Annotated in this window: 22 protein-coding genes; 12 read left to right on the forward strand and 10 right to left on the reverse strand. The window is 68.8% G+C overall.

All coding sequences use genetic code 11. From position 1 onward, the window contains the following. The 3 genes from ACQZ13_RS12060 to ACQZ13_RS12070 form a co-directional block, all read right to left on the reverse strand. Window positions 1-666 carry a response regulator gene (locus ACQZ13_RS12060; RefSeq protein WP_431052200.1) on the reverse strand — a complete coding sequence of 222 codons (666 nt, stop codon included), beginning with the start codon at window positions 664-666 and terminating at the stop codon, window positions 1-3. Next, a complete protein-coding gene (locus ACQZ13_RS12065; RefSeq protein WP_431052202.1) occupies window positions 663-1,871 on the reverse strand; it encodes a PAS domain-containing sensor histidine kinase in 1,209 nt (402 codons plus the stop codon). The genes ACQZ13_RS12060 and ACQZ13_RS12065 overlap by 4 nt, the downstream gene beginning before the upstream one ends. Window positions 1,872-1,969: 98 nt before the next feature. Then, complete coding sequence (locus tag ACQZ13_RS12070; RefSeq protein ID WP_431052204.1) at window positions 1,970-2,521, reverse strand: carboxymuconolactone decarboxylase family protein; 552 nt, start codon at window positions 2,519-2,521, stop codon at window positions 1,970-1,972. A gap of 165 nt (window positions 2,522-2,686) precedes the next feature. On the opposite strand from ACQZ13_RS12070, the gene ACQZ13_RS12075 reads away from it, so the two are divergent. The 5 genes from ACQZ13_RS12075 to ACQZ13_RS12095 all read left to right on the forward strand — a co-directional run bounded on the left by ACQZ13_RS12075 (window position 2,687) and on the right by ACQZ13_RS12095 (window position 7,343). After that, window positions 2,687-3,595, forward strand: coding sequence for an AraC family transcriptional regulator (locus ACQZ13_RS12075; protein ID WP_431052206.1), 909 nt, complete (start codon window positions 2,687-2,689; stop codon window positions 3,593-3,595). Between the two features lie 52 nt (window positions 3,596-3,647). Then, window positions 3,648-4,229: a hypothetical protein gene (locus ACQZ13_RS12080; protein WP_431052208.1), complete on the forward strand. Its 582-nt coding sequence runs from the start codon at window positions 3,648-3,650 to the stop codon at window positions 4,227-4,229. Between the two features lie 2 nt (window positions 4,230-4,231). After that, a complete protein-coding gene (locus tag ACQZ13_RS12085) occupies window positions 4,232-4,630 on the forward strand; it encodes a hypothetical protein (RefSeq protein ID WP_431052210.1) in 399 nt (132 codons plus the stop codon). Between the two features lie 76 nt (window positions 4,631-4,706). Then, entirely contained in the window at window positions 4,707-6,956 is a 2,250-nt protein-coding gene (locus tag ACQZ13_RS12090) for a tetratricopeptide repeat protein (protein WP_431052212.1), read from the forward strand. A gap of 123 nt (window positions 6,957-7,079) precedes the next feature. Continuing rightward, the gene (locus ACQZ13_RS12095) at window positions 7,080-7,343 is read left to right on the forward strand and encodes a DUF2024 family protein (RefSeq protein ID WP_431052214.1); all 264 of its coding nucleotides are present in this window, start codon (window positions 7,080-7,082) and stop codon (window positions 7,341-7,343) included. A gap of 63 nt (window positions 7,344-7,406) precedes the next feature. Here the strand turns inward: ACQZ13_RS12095 and ubiG are convergent, their stop codons facing one another. Both ubiG and ACQZ13_RS12105 read right to left on the reverse strand, forming a co-directional pair. Then, window positions 7,407-8,111, reverse strand: a complete 705-nt coding sequence (gene ubiG / locus ACQZ13_RS12100; RefSeq protein WP_431052216.1) for a bifunctional 2-polyprenyl-6-hydroxyphenol methylase/3-demethylubiquinol 3-O-methyltransferase UbiG — start codon at window positions 8,109-8,111, stop codon at window positions 7,407-7,409. A gap of 24 nt (window positions 8,112-8,135) precedes the next feature. Next, on the reverse strand, window positions 8,136-8,546 hold the full coding sequence (locus ACQZ13_RS12105) for a thiol-disulfide oxidoreductase DCC family protein (RefSeq protein ID WP_431052218.1): 411 nt from the start codon (window positions 8,544-8,546) through the stop codon (window positions 8,136-8,138). Between the two features lie 98 nt (window positions 8,547-8,644). On the opposite strand from ACQZ13_RS12105, the gene ACQZ13_RS12110 reads away from it, so the two are divergent. From ACQZ13_RS12110 to ACQZ13_RS12125, 4 genes are read left to right on the forward strand one after another with little or no spacing between them, the layout of a single operon-like run. Beyond that, window positions 8,645-8,968 (forward strand): metalloregulator ArsR/SmtB family transcription factor, encoded by a 324-nt coding sequence (locus ACQZ13_RS12110; protein WP_431052220.1) that lies wholly within the window; start codon window positions 8,645-8,647, stop codon window positions 8,966-8,968. Window positions 8,969-8,976: 8 nt separating this feature from the next. Beyond that, the gene (locus tag ACQZ13_RS12115; RefSeq protein WP_431052222.1) at window positions 8,977-9,498 is read left to right on the forward strand and encodes a hypothetical protein; all 522 of its coding nucleotides are present in this window, start codon (window positions 8,977-8,979) and stop codon (window positions 9,496-9,498) included. Window positions 9,499-9,502: 4 nt separating this feature from the next. Next, window positions 9,503-9,931, forward strand: coding sequence for a GNAT family N-acetyltransferase (locus tag ACQZ13_RS12120; RefSeq protein WP_431052224.1), 429 nt, complete (start codon window positions 9,503-9,505; stop codon window positions 9,929-9,931). A gap of 16 nt (window positions 9,932-9,947) precedes the next feature. Continuing rightward, a complete protein-coding gene (locus ACQZ13_RS12125; RefSeq protein WP_431052226.1) occupies window positions 9,948-10,553 on the forward strand; it encodes a chlorite dismutase in 606 nt (201 codons plus the stop codon). Between the two features lie 6 nt (window positions 10,554-10,559). Here ACQZ13_RS12125 and ACQZ13_RS12130 read toward each other — a convergent pair whose 3' ends face one another. Continuing rightward, entirely contained in the window at window positions 10,560-11,024 is a 465-nt protein-coding gene (locus tag ACQZ13_RS12130) for a hypothetical protein (RefSeq protein WP_431052228.1), read from the reverse strand. A 190-nt stretch (window positions 11,025-11,214) separates the two neighbouring features. On the opposite strand from ACQZ13_RS12130, the gene ACQZ13_RS12135 reads away from it, so the two are divergent. Further along, complete coding sequence (locus ACQZ13_RS12135; RefSeq protein WP_431052230.1) at window positions 11,215-12,069, forward strand: DUF3667 domain-containing protein; 855 nt, start codon at window positions 11,215-11,217, stop codon at window positions 12,067-12,069. A gap of 22 nt (window positions 12,070-12,091) precedes the next feature. Here ACQZ13_RS12135 and ACQZ13_RS12140 read toward each other — a convergent pair whose 3' ends face one another. From ACQZ13_RS12140 to ACQZ13_RS12150, 3 genes are all read right to left on the reverse strand, one after another. Next, window positions 12,092-14,302 (reverse strand): hybrid sensor histidine kinase/response regulator, encoded by a 2,211-nt coding sequence (locus ACQZ13_RS12140; RefSeq protein WP_431052232.1) that lies wholly within the window; start codon window positions 14,300-14,302, stop codon window positions 12,092-12,094. A 219-nt stretch (window positions 14,303-14,521) separates the two neighbouring features. Beyond that, a complete protein-coding gene (locus ACQZ13_RS12145) occupies window positions 14,522-15,151 on the reverse strand; it encodes a CHRD domain-containing protein (RefSeq protein WP_431052234.1) in 630 nt (209 codons plus the stop codon). 245 nt (window positions 15,152-15,396) lie between these two features. After that, window positions 15,397-16,503 (reverse strand): Glu/Leu/Phe/Val family dehydrogenase, encoded by a 1,107-nt coding sequence (locus ACQZ13_RS12150; RefSeq protein WP_431052236.1) that lies wholly within the window; start codon window positions 16,501-16,503, stop codon window positions 15,397-15,399. Between the two features lie 282 nt (window positions 16,504-16,785). On the opposite strand from ACQZ13_RS12150, the gene ACQZ13_RS12155 reads away from it, so the two are divergent. Both ACQZ13_RS12155 and ACQZ13_RS12160 read left to right on the forward strand, forming a co-directional pair. Next, entirely contained in the window at window positions 16,786-17,478 is a 693-nt protein-coding gene (locus ACQZ13_RS12155) for a hypothetical protein (RefSeq protein ID WP_431052238.1), read from the forward strand. After that, entirely contained in the window at window positions 17,475-18,599 is a 1,125-nt protein-coding gene (locus ACQZ13_RS12160; protein ID WP_431052240.1) for a hypothetical protein, read from the forward strand. Before ACQZ13_RS12155 ends, ACQZ13_RS12160 begins: the two co-directional genes overlap by 4 nt. Here the strand turns inward: ACQZ13_RS12160 and ACQZ13_RS12165 are convergent. Then, on the reverse strand, window positions 18,586-19,332 hold the full coding sequence (locus ACQZ13_RS12165; RefSeq protein ID WP_431052242.1) for a 2OG-Fe dioxygenase family protein: 747 nt from the start codon (window positions 19,330-19,332) through the stop codon (window positions 18,586-18,588). The two genes, ACQZ13_RS12160 and ACQZ13_RS12165, sit on opposite strands and share 14 nt — an antisense overlap. Window position 19,333: the final 1 nt, after the last annotated feature.

The raw sequence follows: 19,333 nt of genomic DNA on the forward strand, positions 1-19,333 counted from the left end.
TCAAGGCGCGAGCAACTCGCGCCTCACGGCGAAAAGCGTCAACTCCACATCGTTGCGCACACCGGTCTTCTCCAGGATGCGAGCGCGGTAGGTTGAGACGGTGTTGGAGGACAGGACGAGCTGCTCGGCGATCTCGCCGACGCTCCGTCCTGCGACGAGCATCTGGAAAACCTGATGCTCGCGGTGCGACAGCACCTCATGCAACGGCACGCCGTCATCCGCGGCGAAGCCGTCGCCGATGGCAGCAGCCAGATGTTCGGCGACGCTGGGCGTAATGAAGCGGCGTCCCTTGGCGACCGTGCGCACGGCATCGATCATCTGCTCGCTGTCGGCGCTCTTGTTGAGGTAGCCCGCCGCGCCCAGCTTGAGGCTGCGCACCGCGTACTGCCGGTCCGGGTAGGTGGAGAGCATCAGCACCGGCAGCTTCGGAAACTCGCTGCGCAGCGCCTTGAGGATGTCGAGCCCGTCACGCTGCGGCATGGCGATGTCCAGCAGGACGACGTCGGGCCCGGCGTCGGCCGCCGAACCCGCGCGGACCTGCTGGATCGCCTCGGGACCGTTGGCCGCCTCGCCCATCACGCGCAGGTCGCTGGCCTCGGCGAGGATCTGCTTGATGCCCTCGCGGACGATGCGATGGTCGTCGCAGATCAGCACGCGGATCGTCATGACGAGACGCCCTCCGGCGATGCGCCTTCGAGCGGCATGACCAGCCGCACCGTCGTGCCGCGCCCCGGCGCGCTGGCGATACCGAGCCGTCCGCCGAACTGCGCCGCGCGCTCGCGCATGCCGAGCACACCGTAGCTGCGCGCGTCGTTGAGCGCCTCGTCGCGCGCGCCGATGCCGTCGTCGCTGACCTGCAGGTAGAGCACCGGATGCGGCGGCGCGTCGACGTCGATGCGGATGTCGACGCGCGAGGCCTGTGCGTGGCGGGCGACGTTGGAGAGCACCTCCTGGAAGATCCGGAAGACCGCGATCGCCAGCCCGCCCTCGGGCGGGACGACGTCGGCGGCGACGAAGATACGGAAGCGAACCTCGCGCTCGTCGCTGCCGGCGAGCTGGAACTCCTGCGCCTGCCATTCCAGGGCAGCCCAGAGGCCCTGGTGGTCGAGGATGCTGGGGCGCAGGTCCGTGATGATGCGGCCGACCGCGTCGACGGCGGTGTCGACGAGACCGCCCATACGGTGGCACTTCGCGACCATGGCGTCGCGCTGGACGTTGTCGCCGACGCGGCGTTCCAGCCAGTTGACGTCCATCTTCAGCGCGACCAGGAGCGAGCCGAGTTCATCGTGGATCTCGCGCGCGATGCGCTTGCGTTCGGTCTCGCGGACGGCTTCGAGGTGATGGGCGAGCTCGCGCAACTGCGAGGTCCGCTCGGCGACGCGGCGTTCGAGCTGGTCGTGGCTGGCGCGCAGCTGCTCCTCGGCGAGCTTGCGCTTGGAGATGTCGACGAAAGTGACCACGGCGCCCTGGACCTGGCCGTGCTCGAAGAGCGGGTAGCTGGAGTACTCAGCCGGGAAGGCGCTGCCGTCGGCGCGCCAGAGGACCTCGTCGTCGATGCGGCAGGGATCGCCGCGGCGGAAGGCGTTGAAGATGGGGCAGTCGCACTCCTGATAGCCGCTGCCGTCGCCATGCGAGTGATGGATGAGCGCATGCATGTTGCGCCCGAGCACCTCGTCGGTGCGCCAGCCCAGCGTGTCGCAGGCGGCGCGATTCACGAAGGTGCATCGCCCGTCCATGTCGATGCCGAAGATCCCCTCGCCGGTGCTGGCCAGCAGCAGCGCGAGACGGCGGGCGGCCTCGTCGGGCGAGGCCTGGTCGTCGACCGCAACGGCGGTCGCGGCGGGAGGGGGCAGGGCGGTCGACGTGGGCATGCCTCGCGGGTTTGCAAGGGATGTGCCACGCCGGCCCGTCGCCGCCTTGCCTTGACCGACCGACCTGCGACGGGCGCGGGCCGGTCGGGGCTGCGCGCTCAGGCGCGGCGCAGCTTCACCGACGGGAAGTCGACCGGCACGGCGAAGGCGACGTTGACGTAGTTGGTGAAGAGGTTGAGCGCGACGTGCGCGAGGATCTCGACGATGGCGCCGTCGTCGAAGCCGACATCGCGCAGCGATTGCACGTCGGCGTCGTTGACCTGGGCGCGGTCGTTGACGACCTTGAGCGCGAAGCGCAGCGCGGCGGCGGTCTTCGGATCGGCGGATTCGCCCATTTGCGCGGCGGCCATCTCGTCGGAGGTGGCGCCGGCCTTGCGACCCAGCGCGGTGTGCGCGGCCAGGCAGTACTCGCAGGCGTTGCGATCGGCGATGGCGACGGCGATCTGCTCGCCGAGCTTGGCGGGGATCACGCCGCCGCCCAGTGCGCCGAAGCTGCCCCACAGGCTCTTGATGGCGGCCGGCGAGTTGGCCACGGCGCGGAACATCGCCGGGGTGGCGCCGAAGGCGGCCTGGATCTGGTCGAGCGCGACCTTGGCGTCGCCCTGTGCTTGCTTGGGATCGACGAGGGCGACGCGGGAAGTGGTGGACATGGTGTTTCCTTTCAGCGGTTGATGTCGGTGGATGTCGGTGGATGGCGATGACGTCGTTGGAGACGTCAGGCAGTGGCGTGGTGTTCGTCTGCTGCTGGACGTCAGTGTGGTCCTCGCGGGAGTACCATTGGCCGCGTTTCATCCATCAAACGCATCCAAACGTCCATGGCTGCAAAGTCCGATTCATCGACCGCATCGCTTCCGCCGATCGACCGCCTGTCTTCGTTGCTGGAGCACTTCCGCGTTCGTGCGCGGCTGTTCCACGTCGGGCCGCTGTGCGGGGTGAACCCTTTCGATCCCTTGCCGGGCCGGGGCTTCCTGCATGTGATGAAGCGTGGCGAGATGGAGCTGCGCCACCCTGCGAGCGCGGGCTTGCCGCGCAAGCTGCGCGTGGACGAGCCCTCGCTGCTCTTCTATCCGCGTCCGGTCGCGCACGAGTTCCGCAATCCGCCGCGTGAGGGCTCCGACTTCACCTGCGCGGAACTGGAGTTCGACGGTGGTCCGCTCAACCCGCTGGTGCGCGCGCTGCCGCCGCTGGTGCTGCTCCCGCTGGCGCGCGTGGAGGGACTGGAGATGTCGCTGCAGCTGCTGTTCTCGGAGACCGAGCGGCTGCGCTGCGGTCAACGCGTCCTGGCGGACCGCCTTTTCGAGGTTGTGCTGATCCAGCTCCTGCGCTGGCTCATCGATCATCCGGTGGAGGCGGGCGTGCAACCGGGTCTCGTGACGGGCCTGTCGGACCCGCGCGTCGCGCTTGCGCTCGCGGCGGTCCACGAAGCGCCGGGCGAGGCGTGGTCGCTGGAGCGTATGGCGGAGCGTGCGGGCATGTCGCGCAGCGCCTTCGCGGCGCGTTTCCGCGAGCTGGTGGGGCAGACGCCGGCGGCGTACCTCGCCGACTGGCGGTTGAGCCTGGCGCAGGAGCAGCTGCGGCTGGGCCGCTCGATCAAGCAGATCGCCGATCAGCTCGGCTACGCGAATGCCTCGGCGCTGTCGCGCGTCTTCACGCAGCGGGTGGGGAAGTCGCCGAGGGAATGGAGGCAGGCGCTGGTGGAGCAGGTCGATCCGAGTACGTCCTGAGCTGGCGCGATCGCTGACATGCGACCAGATGCATTGGGCTAGGCTATCGGGCATGGAACTGAAGACGCTCATCGACACGGTGCATGAAGACCTTGATGCCTGCTTGAGGGCGGTGTCATTGGACGACGCGGGCGGTCTTCGTCTGCAGATTGAATACGACAGCCTTCTTCTGCCGGAAGGACTGCAGCGCTTCGAGCTCAGGTGCTTGCAGCCCAAGGAATTCAATGTCGCCGTAGGTCATTTCGGATCGATCAATCAGTCCAAGGACCATGTCCTGCTCTTGGACCATCAGGGACCGCAGTCGCAATTGTTCTTTTCCTCCGCCCCGGCATCGCCGGAACAGGTGTTCTATCTCGCCCACGCGGTGCTCTCAAAGGAGCTGCGTGGCTGGAGAGATCCCGCGACCTATCTGAACGGCTCACCCGAGGTGCTGCGCGGTCACTTGACCGGAGGCTACGGCCTGTTGGCCCACGGCCCCCACGTCGCGATGGAGGCCGTGGCGGCGGCTGTCAGCCCTCTCCTGACCGTTCGCACGGTGGCTTCACATTCGCTGCCAGGCACAAAGATGGTCCTGACGCTCGACCGCAAGTTCGTGATCTGCGAATCGGTGGAAGTCCTGCCCGGCGACCATTGACCATGTCGAGACAGCAGAACGTCCAGCAGCAGAATGCGCTCGCGAAGTTCCGGATCCGGGACATCGCGAGTCATTGGCGCGCGACCCCGTGGCCGGTGGCATTGCGCCAGGTGGCGCAAGAGCGTGGCGTGGACTGCGATCGGGCGATCGTGATCCGCTTGGAGATCGACTTCCCCGGCATGCCTCGCTTGTTCGGTCAACTGCTCACCTCGGAGGTCCGCTTCATCCGCTTCGAAATGGAGACGGATGCCCGGCACCTCGTTGTCGAGGGCGACGTCGAGTGGAACGACGTGACGGACGAGCAGAACCTGTCGTCGCAAAACAGGGGATTCGGCGCCGGCGCCGGTGCGATCGCGCTGAGGGTGCTGGAGGAATTGAACGCAACAACGGGAGGCGTGTGATGAAGATCGTGGCAGCACTGGTTCTCTTCGCCGGCATGTCCTTCCGGGTGAGTCACTCAAGCAAGGCGCGAACGCGATGAGCTCGAAAGGGGCGCGGGGTGCGCAGCGCAATGTTCGTGGTCGGGTGCCCGGCGCCTTGTCCACGCGTGCGGCACGTGGCGGCGCCTTGGCGCAGCAAGGCAAGCTGGCCGAAGCCCGGACCGTCCTCGACGAGGCGGCGCGCGCCGGCGATGCGACGGTTGAAGTGTTCGTGCTGCTGGCATCAGTCCGGCAGAGGCTGGGCGATGCCGCCGGTGCGGCGGACGCTCTGCACCAGGCCACGCAGCGGTTTCCCGATGACTGGCGGCCTTACACGCGACTGGGCGCGCTGCTCGCCGAGCATCTGAACTGGGAGGGCGCGGCCACCTGTTTCGCGGCAGCGGTGCAACTGCGACCGGACAACGCGGACATCGCTTTCAACCTGGGCACCGCCTTGCGCGAGGCGGGTCGTCACGAAGAAGCCATCCAGGCCTTTGAAAACCTCGCCACCATGAATCCGGCGTATGGACCGGCCTTCCTCGGACTCGGCCTCACCTATCGCCTGATCGGGGCGGCCGAAGCCGCGTTGATGGCCTTCGACGTCGCCGCGGACACGATGCCCGAAGACGCCCGGCCGCTGGGGGAGGCCGTCCGGACGCGTATCGACGCGGGCATGCGCGAGGAGGCTCTGGCAACGCTGGGCCGGATGGGCACGCGATTCGAGCGGGATGCCGCGGTCAACACCTCGCGCGGCGTGCTGCTCCAGGAACTGGGTTGCGCCGACGAGGCCTTCGCGGCCTTCACCCAGGCGCTGGACATCGACGACCGACAGGTCGCCGCGTTGAACAACCGCGGCAGCCTGCTGCTGCTGAACCGTCGGTTCTCGGAAGCGATCTCGGACTTCGATCGCGCGCTGGCGATTGAACCGGACCTGGAGGGGCTGCGAAGCATCCGGCTGTATGCGGCGATGCACGTCTTCGACTGGCGGCAGTGGGACGACGGCTTGCACCGCCTGGTGCAGGACCTCGCCGACGGCAGGCCACGCATCCAGCCGCTGATCGTCCAGACGGTCCTGGACGACCCCGCGCTGCAACAGCGCGCGTCCCGGCTGTGGATGCAAGCGCAAGGGCAAGGGCAAGGGCAACGGCAAGGGCATTCTGACGACGACAGCATCGAGTCCCCCAGGTCATCCCGTCGCCTCAGGATCGCGTATGTCTCCCGGGATTTCAGGTCCCACCCGGTCTCGTACCTGATGGCCGAAGTCATCGAGCTTCACGACCGCGAATCCTTCGAGGTGGTGGCGATCAACTATGGCCACGCGAAGGACGACACCATGCAGCATCGACTCCGCGCGGCGTTCGATGTCTTCCACGATGTCGCTTCGTACTCGGACCTGGAGGTGGCGAGCCTCTGCCGGCGACTGGAGGTGGACATCGCCATCGATCTGACGGGATTCACCGACGGTGCGAGACCGGGCATCTTCGCCGCACGGGCGGCGCCTCTCCAGTTGCTCTACCTCGGGTTCCTCGGAACGTCCGGCTCGCGCGCGTATGACTATCTGATCGCGGACAAGGTCCTTATCCCGGAAGAGGCACGGTCCTTCTACGACGAACGGCTGCTTCTGCTGCCCTGGTACCAGGCCAACGATCGCCAGCGCCCGGTGCCCGCGACCGGCCTGACCCGCGATCACGTCGGCCTGCCGCAGGACGCGTTCGTCCTGTGCTGTTTCAACAACCCCTGCAAGATCCTGCCGGAGCAGTGGGAGCGATGGGCGGCGATCCTGCATGGCGCGCCCCACGCGGTGCTCTGGGTCCTGGAAGAGGATGCCGTCGCCGCCGCCAACCTCCGCCGGCATGCGATGGCGAGCGGGCTCTCCGCCGAGCGCATCGTCTTCGCGCCGAGAGTCGCGCGCGACGCGTACCTGGAGCGTCTTGCCTTCGCGGATCTGTTCCTCGACACGCTGCCCTACAACGCCGGCACCACAGCGAGCGATGCGTTGTGGATGGGTGTCCCCGTGTTGACGGTGGCGGGCAAGAGCTTCCCGGCGCGCATGGCCGCGAGCGTGCTGAGCGCGATCGGCTGCGAACACCTGATTGCCGCAGATCCGCAAGCCTATGTCGCCAAGGCGATCGAACTGGCGCGGGACGCGGACGCGTTTGCCAAGGTGAAAGAGTCGGTCCGGAAAGGGAGGGCGGCGGGCAGATTGTTCGACGCCGTCGCTTTCACCCGTCATCTGGAGCGGGGGTTGAAGCAGGTGCATGCGCATCGATTGGCTGGCCACGCGCCAGCCGACCAGATCGTCGAGTAGATCCGCTCCGTGACAACGTTGAACGCCCGGACGATCTGATGCGGGTGCTGGACGTTCAGTGGCATTCGCCGCGCCGCGGTCTTCCACACTGGGCCATCGAAAAACTTCCCCGATGTGGACCCCATGAAGATCGCCGTGTTCGACACCTATGTCACCCGTCCCGACGGCCGCCTGATGCATTTCGACATCCTCGTGCCGGACGCGTCCCGCGAGCAGGAGCAGGTGCTGGCCTTCGGCCGCAGATACCTTGCAGCACGAGGCTTGCCTGCGCATCAGCTGTCAGCCGAAGAGTGCCGCTTCTGCCACATGGAAATCGCGCCGGACCCGGTCGTCGAGGAGATTGCGCGCGAGGGCTTCGCGATCATCGAGCTGGCCAACTGCGAGTGACTTCGCACTGGCTCGCAGGAGTTGGCCTTCGTCCGGTCCGCGAGGTCTGACGGAGCCGCGCTCTCACACCTTCTGCATCGCCAGCATGTAATTCACCCCCGTCCATCCGAAGAGACGGAAGGTTCTCGTGATCGGGTTGTAGCGCAACCCTTTTTCCTCTCGCAGCACCAGGCCAGCCGCAGCCGCCATCGCCTTCAGCTCGGCGGGCTTGATGAACTTGGCATAGTCGTGCGTGCCGCGCGGCAGCACCTTGAGCACCCGCTCCGCGCCGAAGATCGCGATCAGCCAAGCCAGCGGCGAGCGGTTGATCGTGGAGAAGAACACCCATCCGCCCGGCTTCGCCAGCGCCGAGCAGGCGGCCACCACCTGCGCGGGATCCGGGACGTGTTCCAGCATCTCCATGCATGTCACGACGTCGAAACTGCCGGGGCATTCGCTCGCGAGGTCCTCCGCGGCGATGTGGCGGTAGGCCACGGAGGCCTTGCTCTGCGCCGCATGCAGCATCGCGACCTTCAGCCCCTTGTCCGCGAGGTCGATGCCGAGCACGTCCGCGCCACGGTGCGCCATCGATTCGGCCAGGATGCCGCCGCCGCAGCCGACGTCCAGGACGCCCTTGTCCCGTAGCGAAACCAGCCGATCGATCCATTCGAGCCGATGCGGATTGATCGCATGCAGGGGCCAGAACTCCGATCCGGCATCCCACCAGCGGGAAGCCAGCGCCTGGAACTTGTCGAGCTCTGCGGCATCGAAATTGGTGTGCGTGGTCATCTTGTTGTCCTTGTCTTGAGTGAATCACCAGTGCCGTTGCCGGCGGTTCCAGAGATAGAGAAGGCGAGCGAAGGCGATGTAGGCCCACGAGGTCAGGGTCCGCAGCCCGGGAAGGCCCAGCGGCTTGAGGAGCCAGCCCCAGCGGCGCTGCAGCGACCACGTCGTCAGCAGCGCCGGCGCGCCCGCCTGGAGCCTGCCGTCGGCATCGACGAGGTGCAGGCGCTCCCGGACGTCTTCCAGATCGAGGCCCAGCGGTGCGAGGCGCTCCGGGTGCCGATGCACGTCCACCCATTCGACGCCGTGTTCGTCGATGCGCGCCCGCATGGCACACACGCCGGCGTCGCAGACCGGGCAGGCGCTGTTGTAGTAGACCGTGTGACGTCGGGCGACATCGTCAACGGCGGGTGAGGCGGAGGGAAGGGGATCTGCGGACATGCGAACTCCTGCGATGGGAATCAGCATAACCGTTAATTAGCTAAATGGCTAACTAGCTAATTGGAGAATGCGATCGGCGCGGCGGATAAGATGCGCCCATGGATAAAGTCTTCGAAGCGCTGGCGTCAACGCCGCGGCGCAAGATCCTCGCCTATCTCTCCGAGACCGAGCTCTCGGCGGGCGACATCGCGAGCCGCTTCGAGATGACGAAGCCGTCCTTGTCCAAGCACCTCAAGATCCTGGAGCACGCCGGCCTGGTGAAGGCCGAGAAGCGCGGCCAGTTCGTCTTCTACAGCCTGCAGAAGGACAGTCTGGCCAACACCCTCACGAGCTTCGTGCAGCAGGTCTGTCCCGTCTCCACGAAGCTGCGCAAGGAAAGCAAGGCCATCGCCGCCGCGAAGACCTCGCGCCGCAGCGCCTGAGTCCGTTCATGCGATTGCCTCCCGCCAACAGCGCCGCGCGCTCTGAATTCTTCGGACAAGCCATCGGCTGCGTGGTGGTCGCCTGCAGCGCGTTCTGGATGCTTCCCGCGGAGAACACGATCGCACTCTCCGAGTCGGACTTTGTTCCCGTGGAAGGCGTGGTCACCCATCTTGAGACGCACAGGCCGGAAGGAAGGAGCGCCGGCATCTCGATGAGCTTTCGGCTGCAGGGACACAGCCCGATCTTCTTCAGCTCGGCAGTGAACGGCGTGCATCCGAGTTGGCGGGAGGGCCCCATGGTCGTGCGCACTTATGTGCCGGCCAACAGGAAGTACTGGGTCATCGGGGACAACGGCGTGCGGACCTACGGACTGTGGGTCAACGGCGTTGAGCAACTCTCACTGCAGTACGCCATTGGCGCGAATACCATGTCGGAGATCGGCAAGGGATCCTTTGTCCTGGCAATCCTGGCCTTCTCCGGCTTCCTGGGATATTCGGCGTACCGCACGGCCAGCAAGCATGAAGACTGACGGCGTGAGCGAACGTCCGGTGCTCGCTTCGGATGCCTCCCAGATTGCCATGCACGCCTGCTATCGCGATGAGGACGCGCACCGCCGCGCGGGTTATGCGCAATGGCTGGCCCCTCGCATCGACGACGGGCGATACATCGGCCTGCTTGCGATCCGGGACGGCGCGGTCATCGGCGGAGCAGGTGTCGTGCTGCTGGACTGGGGCCCGACGCGAGCCAATCCGGACGGACTCATGGGGCGTGTCGCGAATGTCTTCGTCGATCCTCAACATCGAGGCCATGGCATTGCCCGCGCGCTCGTCGCCAACGCGATGGCGCAATGCGAAGCGATGGGCGTGCGCGAGTTCAACCTCGGTGCCACGCTGGAAGCCCGCGAGCTCTATCGCTCGCTGGGCTTTATCGACTATCCCGCCGAGATGCGGCGGCGCGTCTGATCACGGAGAAATGAAGATGAGCACACGAGCGAATGCTGACGGTGGGATCGATGGCGCCCCATCGCACAGCGCGCGGTACTTCCGATTCGCCGGGGTCGATCGCGGCGACTGGAAGGTGCTCGATCAGCGGGTGATCGTCGGCGAAGCGCTCGCGGATGTGGCCGGTCTGACGCTCCTTCCGCCGACTGCGCCCACGCCTACTTCCGCTCATTGGCTGCTTAGCGGCGTGACGAGCAACGAGCGCTACGTGGAGCGCGACGAGAAGGTCGCGCTGGTCGGCCGGCAGGAGTCCCTGGGGCGTCCCGCCGCCACCCACGCTGCGCTGATTCCCATCCGCAAGAACGCAGCCTGGTGGGCGCTGAGCCAGGACGAACGTCGCGGGATCTTCGAAGCGGACTCCCGCCACATCGCCATCGGCCTGCAAGCCCTGCCAGCGATCGCGCGCCGCTTGCACCACTGCCGCGACCTGCCCACGTCGGAGCCCTTCGACTTCCTGACCTGGTTCGAATACGCGCCGCAGGACGAGCCCGTCTTCGACACGCTGCTGCGGGATCTGCGCGCGACGCGCGAGTGGGCCTATGTCGACTGGGAGGTCGAGTTGCGGCTGGTGCGCGAAGGCTGACGCTCTTCAGCGCTTCGCCTTCGTCTTCTCCACATCCATCTTGCTGTCCGGATCCAGCGTGCGCACGAGGTAACGCGTGCGGGCGTCGAAGGCGCCGCGGGCGATGACGACGCCGGGGTTCTCGGCGTGATAGACCGCCGCCTCCAGGATCACCGGATCCTTCGACGGCGCGATCAGCCAGCCGCCCGGTTCGACCTTGGGCAGCGGCGAGCAGGACATCGGTCCGGTGTGTTCGGCGATGCCCTTCTCGGGATACCAGATCACGCACTGGCCCTTCTTGAGCGGCAGCAGCGGCGCCGGGATGCGGTTCTTCGCCGTGACGTTGAAGTAGGAGTTGTCCTGCCCGGGCGCGGCCCGACCCACGTCCCGTTCGGGGTCGGAGGCCTTGCCGACGGATTGGGCCGAGGCGCCGATGCCGGAGAGCAGGGCGGCGGCGCCGACGAGGGCGACAGCGAGGTGACGAAGGGACATGCGGTGCTCCTGTTGTGATGGCGGCCTCCTCCTGAGGCCCTCGCCGACAACAGGCAACCGGCATGCCAGCGCCGCGGTGCCCGGGGGAACCCGACCCGTGCCGCCCGCGTCCGCGACCTATCATCGGGCCCGCCCGACCGGCAGGGAGTGAACAGCCGGCGAGCCAACGACGACTTCGGAGCCGCCTGCAATGACGCCTCTTCCTTCGGTCCCATCCTCGACCCACGCGGTGGCCGCCGACAACGCGACCTGCCACAACTGCGATCTCGCGCTGCAGCCCGGCGGGCATTTCTGTCCCCATTGCGGCCAGGAAGCCCATCTGCATGCGGCTTCGATGCGCGAGTTCATCCATGAATTCGTCGGCCACTACGTCGCGCTCGAAGGCCCGCTGTGGCGGACCTTGTGGGCGATGCTGTTCCTGCCCGGGCGTCTCACGCGCGAGTACTTCCTCGGCCGTCGCCGCCGCTACGTCCAACCGCTGCGCCTGTACCTGAGCCTCAGCTTCGTGTTCTTCGTCGCCGTGCATCTGCTGCCCGGCGATCACGGCCTCAACGTCACCCGCGACGAGCAGGCCGTCGCGCAGGCGCGCCAGGGCAGTTGCTCCAGCCCCGGCAGCAACTGCAGCGAATGGCAACGTCGCCTCGACAGCGTCGGCGAGCGTCTGGCCAGCAGCTCCGCCGTGCAGGTGCAGAAGCGTCTGGACAAGCTCGCGCCGTACGCGATGCTGCTGATGCAGCCGGTCTTCGCTGCCCTGCTGGCCTTGATCTTCCTGCGGCGGCGGATGAAGTACGCCGAGCATTTCGTCTTCGCGCTCCACCTGCACGCCTGCTGGTTCGCCGCCTATCTGCTGGCGCTGGTCGTGCCGGCCGCAGCGGCGGGCATCGTCGCGCTGGTCCTGCTGCACGGCGTCATCGCGCTGCGGACCGTCTACGGCACCACCTGGTGGGGCGGCATCTGGCGCGGCGGCGTGCTCGCGGGGCTCTATCTGCCGATGTTGCTGGTGGGCATGGTGGCGCTGGTCTTCGCCGCGGCGATGCTCGGCTGAGCCGACGACTGCCCGACGGCGCTCAGAGACGATCGGCGGCGGGCAGTCGCCCGGCATCGAGCAGCTCTTCCATTACCTGCTCCAGCTCGTTGAACTCCACCGGCTTCACCAGGTGGGCGTCGAAGCCTGCGGCGGCCGTGGCCTCGCGGTCGGAGCGCTGTCCCCAGCCGGTGATCGCGATCAGCGCGAGCGGGCCGGCGCCCTGCGTCGATCTCAGCTGCCGCGCGACGTCCGTCCCGGACAGCCCCGGCAGGCCGATGTCCAGCAGCACCACGCGCGGCGACGTGCGCTCGAAGACCGCCAGCGCCTCTTCGCCGCTGTAGGCCACGGTCGCGCGATACCCGACGCCGCGCAGCACCTCCGCGAGCGTGTTGGCGGCGTCCACGTTGTCGTCGACGACCAGGACCAGCGTCTGGCTGCGCGTCGGCGTCGCCGCCGCGCGCCCTCCGTCGCCTGAAGTCCCGGCCTCGCTGTCGAGAATGTCCAGCCCGGCCGCCACCAGCGGCAGGCTGACCGTGAAGCGGCTGCCGTGGCCGAGGCCATCGCTCGCCACCGCGATCGTGCCGTCATGCAACTGCACGAGTTGTCTGGACACCGCCAGGCCGATGCCCAGTCCGGACGGCGCGGGACCGCGCGCGTCGATGCGCGTGAAGAGCTCGAATACCCGCGGCTGCATCGCCGGCGCAATGCCCACGCCGCGATCCGTCACCGTGATCTGGGCGCGGCCCGAGACCACCGCGACGTTCACATCCACCTCGCCCGGCTCCGGGCTGTACTTGGCCGCGTTGTCCAGCAGGTTGCCCAGCACCTGCTGCAGCCGCGTCGGATCGCCGTCCACCGGCACCGCCGTGGGCGGCAGCGACAGCGTGACGCGGTGCTTCATCTCGACGTACAGCGGCTCGATCGCCTCCAGCGCCTGCCTCACCACCGTGCGCAGGTCGATGACCTGGCGCTTGAGCTCGACCACGTTGCGCGTGATGCGGCTCATGTCGAGCAGGTCGTCCAGCAGTCGCGCCATGTGCGCCGACTGCCGCGCGATGATGTCCGTGGCCTGCGCGCGCGCGTCGTCCGAGGACGATTGCCTCAGCATCGCGACCGCGTAGCGGATAGGCGCCATCGGGTTGCGCAGCTCGTGCGCCAGCGTCGCCAGGAAGGAGTCCTTGCGCTCGCTCTCGCGCCGCAGTTCCTCCTGCGCCGCCGACAGCTCGGTGACGTCGACCGTCGCGCCGATCACCCGCTGCACCTGGCCGTCCTCCGTCGTGATCGGCCTCAGTGACGTCAGCAGCTGGTAGGTCCTGCCGCTGTGCGTCGTGCGCTGCGCCAGGTTCATCGCCTGGCCCGTGACCACCGCCTCGCGGACGATGCCGGCGAACTCCGGCTCGCCGACCAGGCTGCCGACCTCCGCGCCGATCAGCGCCTCGCGCGTGAAGCCCATCGGCGTGTTGAACGCCCAGGTGTAGCGGCCCTGGACGTCGCATTCCCACGCCATCACCTTGCCGCTCTGCAGCGCGAGGTGGAAACGCTCCTCCGCCGCCTGGCTCGCGCGCAGCGCCTCCTGCTGCGTGGTGACGTCCACCGCGACGCCGTAGGCATGCACCGCCCGACCCTTGGCGTCCAGGCTCACGTAGCCGTCGAACTGGGTCCAGACGATCTCGCCGTCGTCCGCGCGCGTGATGGGGCAGGCCAGGCTGAAGCGGCCCCCGCTCTGCGTCGCGTATCGATAGCGGTCGCGGAAGCGGGTCGCGTCCTCGGCGGACATGCCCGCCAGCATGTCGTCGATGGATCTCCAGTGCTGGCCGAACAGCTGCTTGGCGCCGCCGCCGGTGGTGGCGAAGCCGGTGACCGCGTCCCAGTCCCAGGTGATCATGCGGCCCGCGGCCAGCGCGAGGTTGAGGCGGCGACGGCTGTTGCGCTCCTTCAGCATCAGCCGGCCCGCCCAGGCCGACACGGACGCGACCAGCGAGCCCGTCATCAGGAACAGCACCACCAGCGCCGCATCCGCAATGGAATTGACCGGCAGGAACTGGCCGACGGGTTCGATCCAGAAGTAGAGGATGGCCAGGCTGGCCGCGACGAGGAAGGCCAGCGCCGGCGCGAGGCCGCACACCAGACCGACGATCACCAGCGAAGGGAAGTAGGGGAGCAGCGGCTCGCGGCTGTTGAGCGCCGGCTGGAGGTGCAGGTTGAGCCAGGTCGCGGCGATGAAGACGAGCACCGCCGCAGGCCAACGCAACCAAAACCTCTCGAGCACCATGCCGCTGTTCCTCCCCATTGCTCCCGCGGCCGCTCCGATCGGAGGCCCGTTCATCGTGCGGGCTCCCCGTGGGCGGCGGAGCCTGGAGCATACCGAGGCAGGAAGGGGTTGGACCGCGTCGCGTGTCCCCGACGTGTGTCGGGCGATGACAGGGCGGCGCGGTCTGCCGGGCGGCAGGCGGGGGCTTTCAGGCCCCGGTCAGCCCTGGCGCGAACGTCGCCGCGCCAGGCCGCCGACCGTCAGCACGCCCGCGATCATCAGCGCGTAGGTCGACGGCTCGGGCACCGCGCTCGCGACCAGGAAACCGCGGATCTCGCCGCCCGGCGCGAAGGTGGAATGCACGTTCAGATACGCATTCCCGCCCGCCAGGCCGGTCGACAGCGCCGCGAAGGCGCTCGCGATCGTGCCGCCGTTGGCAGTGATGAAGGCCGCGTTCCAGCTGCCGGGCAGCGTCAGGTCGAAGGTCTGGTCGTACGAGCCGGAGGTCACGCCCAGCGGGAAGTTGGGGAAGGTCGGCGTCGTCGTCGCCACGCCGGCGTTGCCGGCCCCCGCGAGCGCCGTGCAGCAGTGGATGTGCGAGGCCGTCGTCGTGCCGGTCAGCCCGGCGAAGGTGACTTGCACGCGCATGGTGAAGTCGTCGTCGTTGAAGGTCACCCGCGCCAGACCGGTGCCGGCGGAGGCGTTGGGCGGAAATTCCGCCGCGCCGGACAGCGGCGCGGTGTACACGATGTCGTGCGCGAGGGCGGGCATCGCCAGGCTCGCGGCCGCGAGGGCCAGCGCCATCCCGGCGAGCGGAGCGGCGGGCTTCAAGGACTTCTTGGATGTCATGGAGAGGTCTCCTGGGTTCGGCTCCGCAACGGGCTGCGCGGAACTCAGGCGGCGGTATACGTCGACGACATCGGGCTTGTGCGCGATCGGTGCGGCGGCGAAGGGACTTGAAGTCGCTCCCGGGGACGGCAGGCAACCGGATGGACGGACTCCGGCACAGGGGGAGGTGAAGCGCTTGTCTGTACGCCAGCGCACAAAGAAAAACGGCGCCACGCGGGCGCCGTCTTCGTCGGAGCGGAGGTCGCTCAGGCCGGCTTGACCAGCAGCGAACGCGCCCAGGCGTCGGCCTCGCGCGCCGGCGTCTGGCCGCTGACCTGGATGCGGTCCAGCAGCTCGGCGACGCGGCCGCGGATCTGGCCGACCTCGGCCATCACCGCGTTCTCTTCGCCTTCGTTGCGGAACTCGCGCGCGACGCTGATGATGCCGCCGGCGTTCACCAGGTAGTCCGGGAGGTAGGTGATGCCGCGGGCCTGCAGCGCGTCGCCGTCGGCGGCGGTGGCCAGCTGGTTGTTGGCGGCGCCGGCGATCAGCGCGGCCTGCAGCAGCGGGATGGACTGCGCGTTCAGCGTCGCGCCCAGCGCGCACGGCGCGACCACGTCGACGTCCGCCGACAGGATCTCGTTGATGCCGACGGCCTTGGCGCCCAGCTCGGTCTGCGCGCGCGCGACCTTCTCGGCGTTCACGTCGGCGACGACCAGCTTGGCGCCGGCCTTGTGGAGGTATTCGGCCAGGTGCCAGCCCACGGCGCCCAGGCCCTGCAGCGCGACGCGCACGCCTTCGAGCGAATCGCGGCGCAGCACGCGCTTGACGCCTTCGTCGATGGACACGAACACGCCGTACGCGGTCTTGGGGCTGGGGTCGCCGCCGAAGGCACCTTCGCGCGGGATGCCCGACACATACTGCGTCTGGGCCATCATGCCCAACATGTCGGCCGTGGTGGTGCCGACGTCCTCGGCGGTGATGTAGGCGCCCTGCAGCGACTGCACCGCGCGGCCGAAGGCCGCGAACAGCGCGGCGCGGTCGAAGTCGCCCTGCGGCTTGATGATCACGGCCTTGCCGCCACCGAAGGGCAGGTTGGCCAGCGCGTTCTTCAGGCTCATGCCCTGCGACAGGCGCAGCGCGTCGTTCAGCGCGGCCAGCTCGTTGTCGTAGCTCCAGAAGCGGCAGCCGCCGAAGGCCGGGCCGCGCGCGGTGCTGTGCACCGCCAGGATCGCCTTGAGGCCGGTCACCGGATCGGCGGCCAGCAGCACGCGTTCGTGCGGGGCCTGGTCGGGCAGACCGAAGAGGGAGGAGGGGATGGCGTCGGTCGAGCCGGCGGCGAGCGCGCGGGCGATGTCGGTGATGGCGTTCATGGGAAGCTGCACTTGTGATGCGTGATGAGGCGGACCGGGTCCGCGGACCGCCGGCGGCCTGGCGCCGGCAGGATTTCCGCGCGCTTGTGGCACGCGAAGCCCGCAGTGTAATTCCTCGGGATTTCTCCCCCGGGGTCAAGGGGGCGGCTTGCGTGAAAGCCCGCAGCCGTCGGGGCGCGCCGGTCCCTAGAATCCGCTGCGCCGCGGAGGCGGCTTTGCCGGAGGCGACACGATCCGCACCTGTCGATGTGGACGGCGCCCGGGCCACGAGGGAGTAATTTCATGATCCGTATCGTCACCATCGCCTGGGTGATGGCTGCGGCCGCCCTGACGGGATGCGCCACCAAGCCCCAGTTGCCGGTCCAGATGAAGTCCGAGGCCATCGCGCCGCAGGCCCGCGTCGGCGTGGCGCTGACCGCCGTGCCCAAGGCCGACACCTACCTGCCGGGCGCCGGCTGCCTGCTGTGCCTGGCGGCCGCCTCGGTCGCCAACTCGTCGCTGACCGCCCACGCCAAGACGCTGCCGTCCGACGACCTCGCGGCCGTCAAGGCCCAGATCGTCGAGGCGCTCAAGCAGCGCGGCGTCGAGGCCGTGGCCATCGACGGCGACTTCGACGTCGCCAAGTTCCCCGAGCGCACCCGCGTGCCCGGCCAGGCCGACCGCGACTTCGCACGCCTGCGCGACCAGTACCAGATCGACCGCCTGCTGCTGGTGAGCGTCGAGGGCGTGGGCTTCCAGCGCACCTATTCCTCGTACTTCCCGACCAGCGATCCGCTCGCCTGGGTCAAGGCCACCGGCGCGGTCGTCGACCTGCGCAGCGGCGCCTACGACTGGCTCAAGCCGGTGGAGATCCGCAAGCCGGCCTCCGGCAAGTGGGACGAGCCGCCGAAGTTCCCCGGCCTGACCAACGCCTACTACGAAGCCATCGAGATGGCCAAGGAGCAGCTGCTGCAGCCGCTGCAGAAGGCGCAATGACCGCCGCCGCCGTCGTGGCACCCCGGGCACGCCGGGCGTGCCGCGGGGCGGGCTCGGCGACGCTGGTGACGCTGGTGACGCTCCTGGCGCTGCTGCCGGCGGCGCGCGCCGTTGCCGCGCCGGTCGACGCCGTCTCCGTCGAGCCGCCGCCGTCGGTCACCCCGGCCGCTGCGCCCACGGCCTCCCTGGCCCCCATGGCGTCCGAGGCCGCTTCCGCTCCGGCGCTGGAGGCCGCCGCTGCGCCGGTGCCCGTCGCGCCCAGGCGCTCGCTGGCCGTGCGACTGCCGGCCGAGGCGGCGCCGCGTTTCCGCGCGATGACGGCCAACGACTCCGCGCGCGGCACGGCCGGCACCATGATGTACGGCCCCGGCCTGGCCGGCTTCTTCGTGGCGCTGGCCACGCACGCGGCCATCAACGACGGCATGCGCACCGCCGCGCGGGACCGGGAGGAGGCCGCCGCCAACAAGGTGCTGGAGCCCTATCGTCCCGCCATGAGCGGCCTGCGCTTCGCGGACCTGCTGCCGCAGGCGGTGGAGGTCTCGCGCATCCCTCACCGTGTCCGCGTCGTCGGCGCCGACGAGGTGGCGGACGAGGACATGACGCTGCGCTTCGCGCCGCTGTTCTGGATGACGCAGGACCATCGCGGCCTGCTGCTGGAGGCCGACGTCGCGGTCGTCAAGCGCGGCGACACGGATCCGGTCTGGCAGCGCCACGTGTGGCTGCACGCGCCGCCGGCCCCGTCCGCGCTGACGCCCCAGCAGGCCTGGGGCGACAACGAGGGCACGCGCCTGCGCGAGGCCACGGCGGCGCTGCTGGGTCAGGTCTTGCGCCTGGCCACGGACGGCGCGGCGCAGGACGGCGACCCCTATGCGACCGGCACCGAGCCGGAGCGGACGCTGCGCTACTGGGAAGGGCTCAACAAGCGCTTCGAGCGCGGCACCGTGCTGCGCCGCGAGGACTGCGGCTGGGCGCTGGTGCGCAATCTCCGCGGGGATCTGATGTCGGTGGCGCTGGTGGACGGTCAGTCGCCCGCGCCGACCACGGCGTCAGGCGTCGCCTGCGCGGCATCGACGTCGACCACAACCACAACGACAACGACAACGGCCGTCAACGCCCCATGAACGCATCCGCCCGCAGCGTCACGACCAGCGTGTCGCGGTGGCCGGGATGCGCGGGATCGAAGGGCTGGATGGGCGTGGTCTCGTGGATGACGCGTTCGTCGTCGAGCAGCAGCAGCGTCCAGGGCTCCATCATCGTGAAGCGCTGGCCGCGCGGGCCGTCGGCCTCGAAGACGCGGGACTCGCCGCCCTTGATGCCCTGACGCGCCAGCATGAAGACCGCCACCAGGTCCACGCCGTCGCGATGCGCGCCTTCCGGCGTCGGCCGGCCGATGCCGCCGGCGGTGTCGATGCGGAACTGGTGCGCCTCGACGAACCAGGGTCGCGCGCCCTTGAGCCGGTCCGCCACCGAGGCCAGCCCCAGCAGCAGCCGCGGCCAGATCGGCAGGTCGACCGCGGCGGCGTCCATGGGCTCGAACCAGCGTTCGATGCCGCCGTGCAGCGCGTTGTAGTCCACCGGCTGCCAGTGCGCGCGATGCGGCGCCAGCCGCACCGACGGATCGGCCTGCGAGTCCACCACGAAGCTCGCATGCCGCCGGAAGCGGTAGCGGCCGCCGTCGCGCAGGTAGGCGTCGGGGGGCAGGTCGTTCCAGTAGGTCTGCAGCCCGCGCAGATCGCCCGCCTGGCAGTGCAGCCAGTGCGTCAGGCTCTCGGGCGCGATCACCGTGTGGCCGAGGTCCTGCAGTTGCTGTTCGAACTGCGCGGCGCTGGAGTAGGGCGGCGGGAAATGCTTCATG

The sequence above is a fragment of the Roseateles sp. L2-2 genome (assembly GCF_050613215.1).
Classification (GTDB): domain Bacteria; phylum Pseudomonadota; class Gammaproteobacteria; order Burkholderiales; family Burkholderiaceae_C; genus Roseateles; species Roseateles noduli.

What these genes read in the sequence shown, in the direction of transcription:
- ACQZ13_RS12060 (WP_431052200.1), bottom strand. Translation starts at nt 666, where the DNA reads ATGACGATCCGCGTGCTGATCTGCGACGACCATCGCATCGTCCGCGAG.
- ACQZ13_RS12065 (WP_431052202.1), bottom strand. Translation starts at nt 1,871, where the DNA reads ATGCCCACGTCGACCGCCCTGCCCCCTCCCGCCGCGACCGCCGTTGCG.
- ACQZ13_RS12070 (WP_431052204.1), bottom strand. Translation starts at nt 2,521, where the DNA reads ATGTCCACCACTTCCCGCGTCGCCCTCGTCGATCCCAAGCAAGCACAG.
- ACQZ13_RS12075 (WP_431052206.1), top strand. Translation starts at nt 2,687, where the DNA reads ATGGCTGCAAAGTCCGATTCATCGACCGCATCGCTTCCGCCGATCGAC.
- ACQZ13_RS12080 (WP_431052208.1), top strand. Translation starts at nt 3,648, where the DNA reads ATGGAACTGAAGACGCTCATCGACACGGTGCATGAAGACCTTGATGCC.
- ACQZ13_RS12085 (WP_431052210.1), top strand. Translation starts at nt 4,232, where the DNA reads ATGTCGAGACAGCAGAACGTCCAGCAGCAGAATGCGCTCGCGAAGTTC.
- ACQZ13_RS12090 (WP_431052212.1), top strand. Translation starts at nt 4,707, where the DNA reads ATGAGCTCGAAAGGGGCGCGGGGTGCGCAGCGCAATGTTCGTGGTCGG.
- ACQZ13_RS12095 (WP_431052214.1), top strand. Translation starts at nt 7,080, where the DNA reads ATGAAGATCGCCGTGTTCGACACCTATGTCACCCGTCCCGACGGCCGC.
- ubiG (WP_431052216.1), bottom strand. Translation starts at nt 8,111, where the DNA reads ATGACCACGCACACCAATTTCGATGCCGCAGAGCTCGACAAGTTCCAG.
- ACQZ13_RS12105 (WP_431052218.1), bottom strand. Translation starts at nt 8,546, where the DNA reads ATGTCCGCAGATCCCCTTCCCTCCGCCTCACCCGCCGTTGACGATGTC.
- ACQZ13_RS12110 (WP_431052220.1), top strand. Translation starts at nt 8,645, where the DNA reads ATGGATAAAGTCTTCGAAGCGCTGGCGTCAACGCCGCGGCGCAAGATC.
- ACQZ13_RS12115 (WP_431052222.1), top strand. Translation starts at nt 8,977, where the DNA reads ATGCGATTGCCTCCCGCCAACAGCGCCGCGCGCTCTGAATTCTTCGGA.
- ACQZ13_RS12125 (WP_431052226.1), top strand. Translation starts at nt 9,948, where the DNA reads ATGAGCACACGAGCGAATGCTGACGGTGGGATCGATGGCGCCCCATCG.
- ACQZ13_RS12130 (WP_431052228.1), bottom strand. Translation starts at nt 11,024, where the DNA reads ATGTCCCTTCGTCACCTCGCTGTCGCCCTCGTCGGCGCCGCCGCCCTG.
- ACQZ13_RS12135 (WP_431052230.1), top strand. Translation starts at nt 11,215, where the DNA reads ATGACGCCTCTTCCTTCGGTCCCATCCTCGACCCACGCGGTGGCCGCC.
- ACQZ13_RS12145 (WP_431052234.1), bottom strand. Translation starts at nt 15,151, where the DNA reads ATGACATCCAAGAAGTCCTTGAAGCCCGCCGCTCCGCTCGCCGGGATG.
- ACQZ13_RS12150 (WP_431052236.1), bottom strand. Translation starts at nt 16,503, where the DNA reads ATGAACGCCATCACCGACATCGCCCGCGCGCTCGCCGCCGGCTCGACC.
- ACQZ13_RS12155 (WP_431052238.1), top strand. Translation starts at nt 16,786, where the DNA reads ATGATCCGTATCGTCACCATCGCCTGGGTGATGGCTGCGGCCGCCCTG.
- ACQZ13_RS12160 (WP_431052240.1), top strand. Translation starts at nt 17,475, where the DNA reads ATGACCGCCGCCGCCGTCGTGGCACCCCGGGCACGCCGGGCGTGCCGC.
- ACQZ13_RS12165 (WP_431052242.1), bottom strand. Translation starts at nt 19,332, where the DNA reads ATGAAGCATTTCCCGCCGCCCTACTCCAGCGCCGCGCAGTTCGAACAG.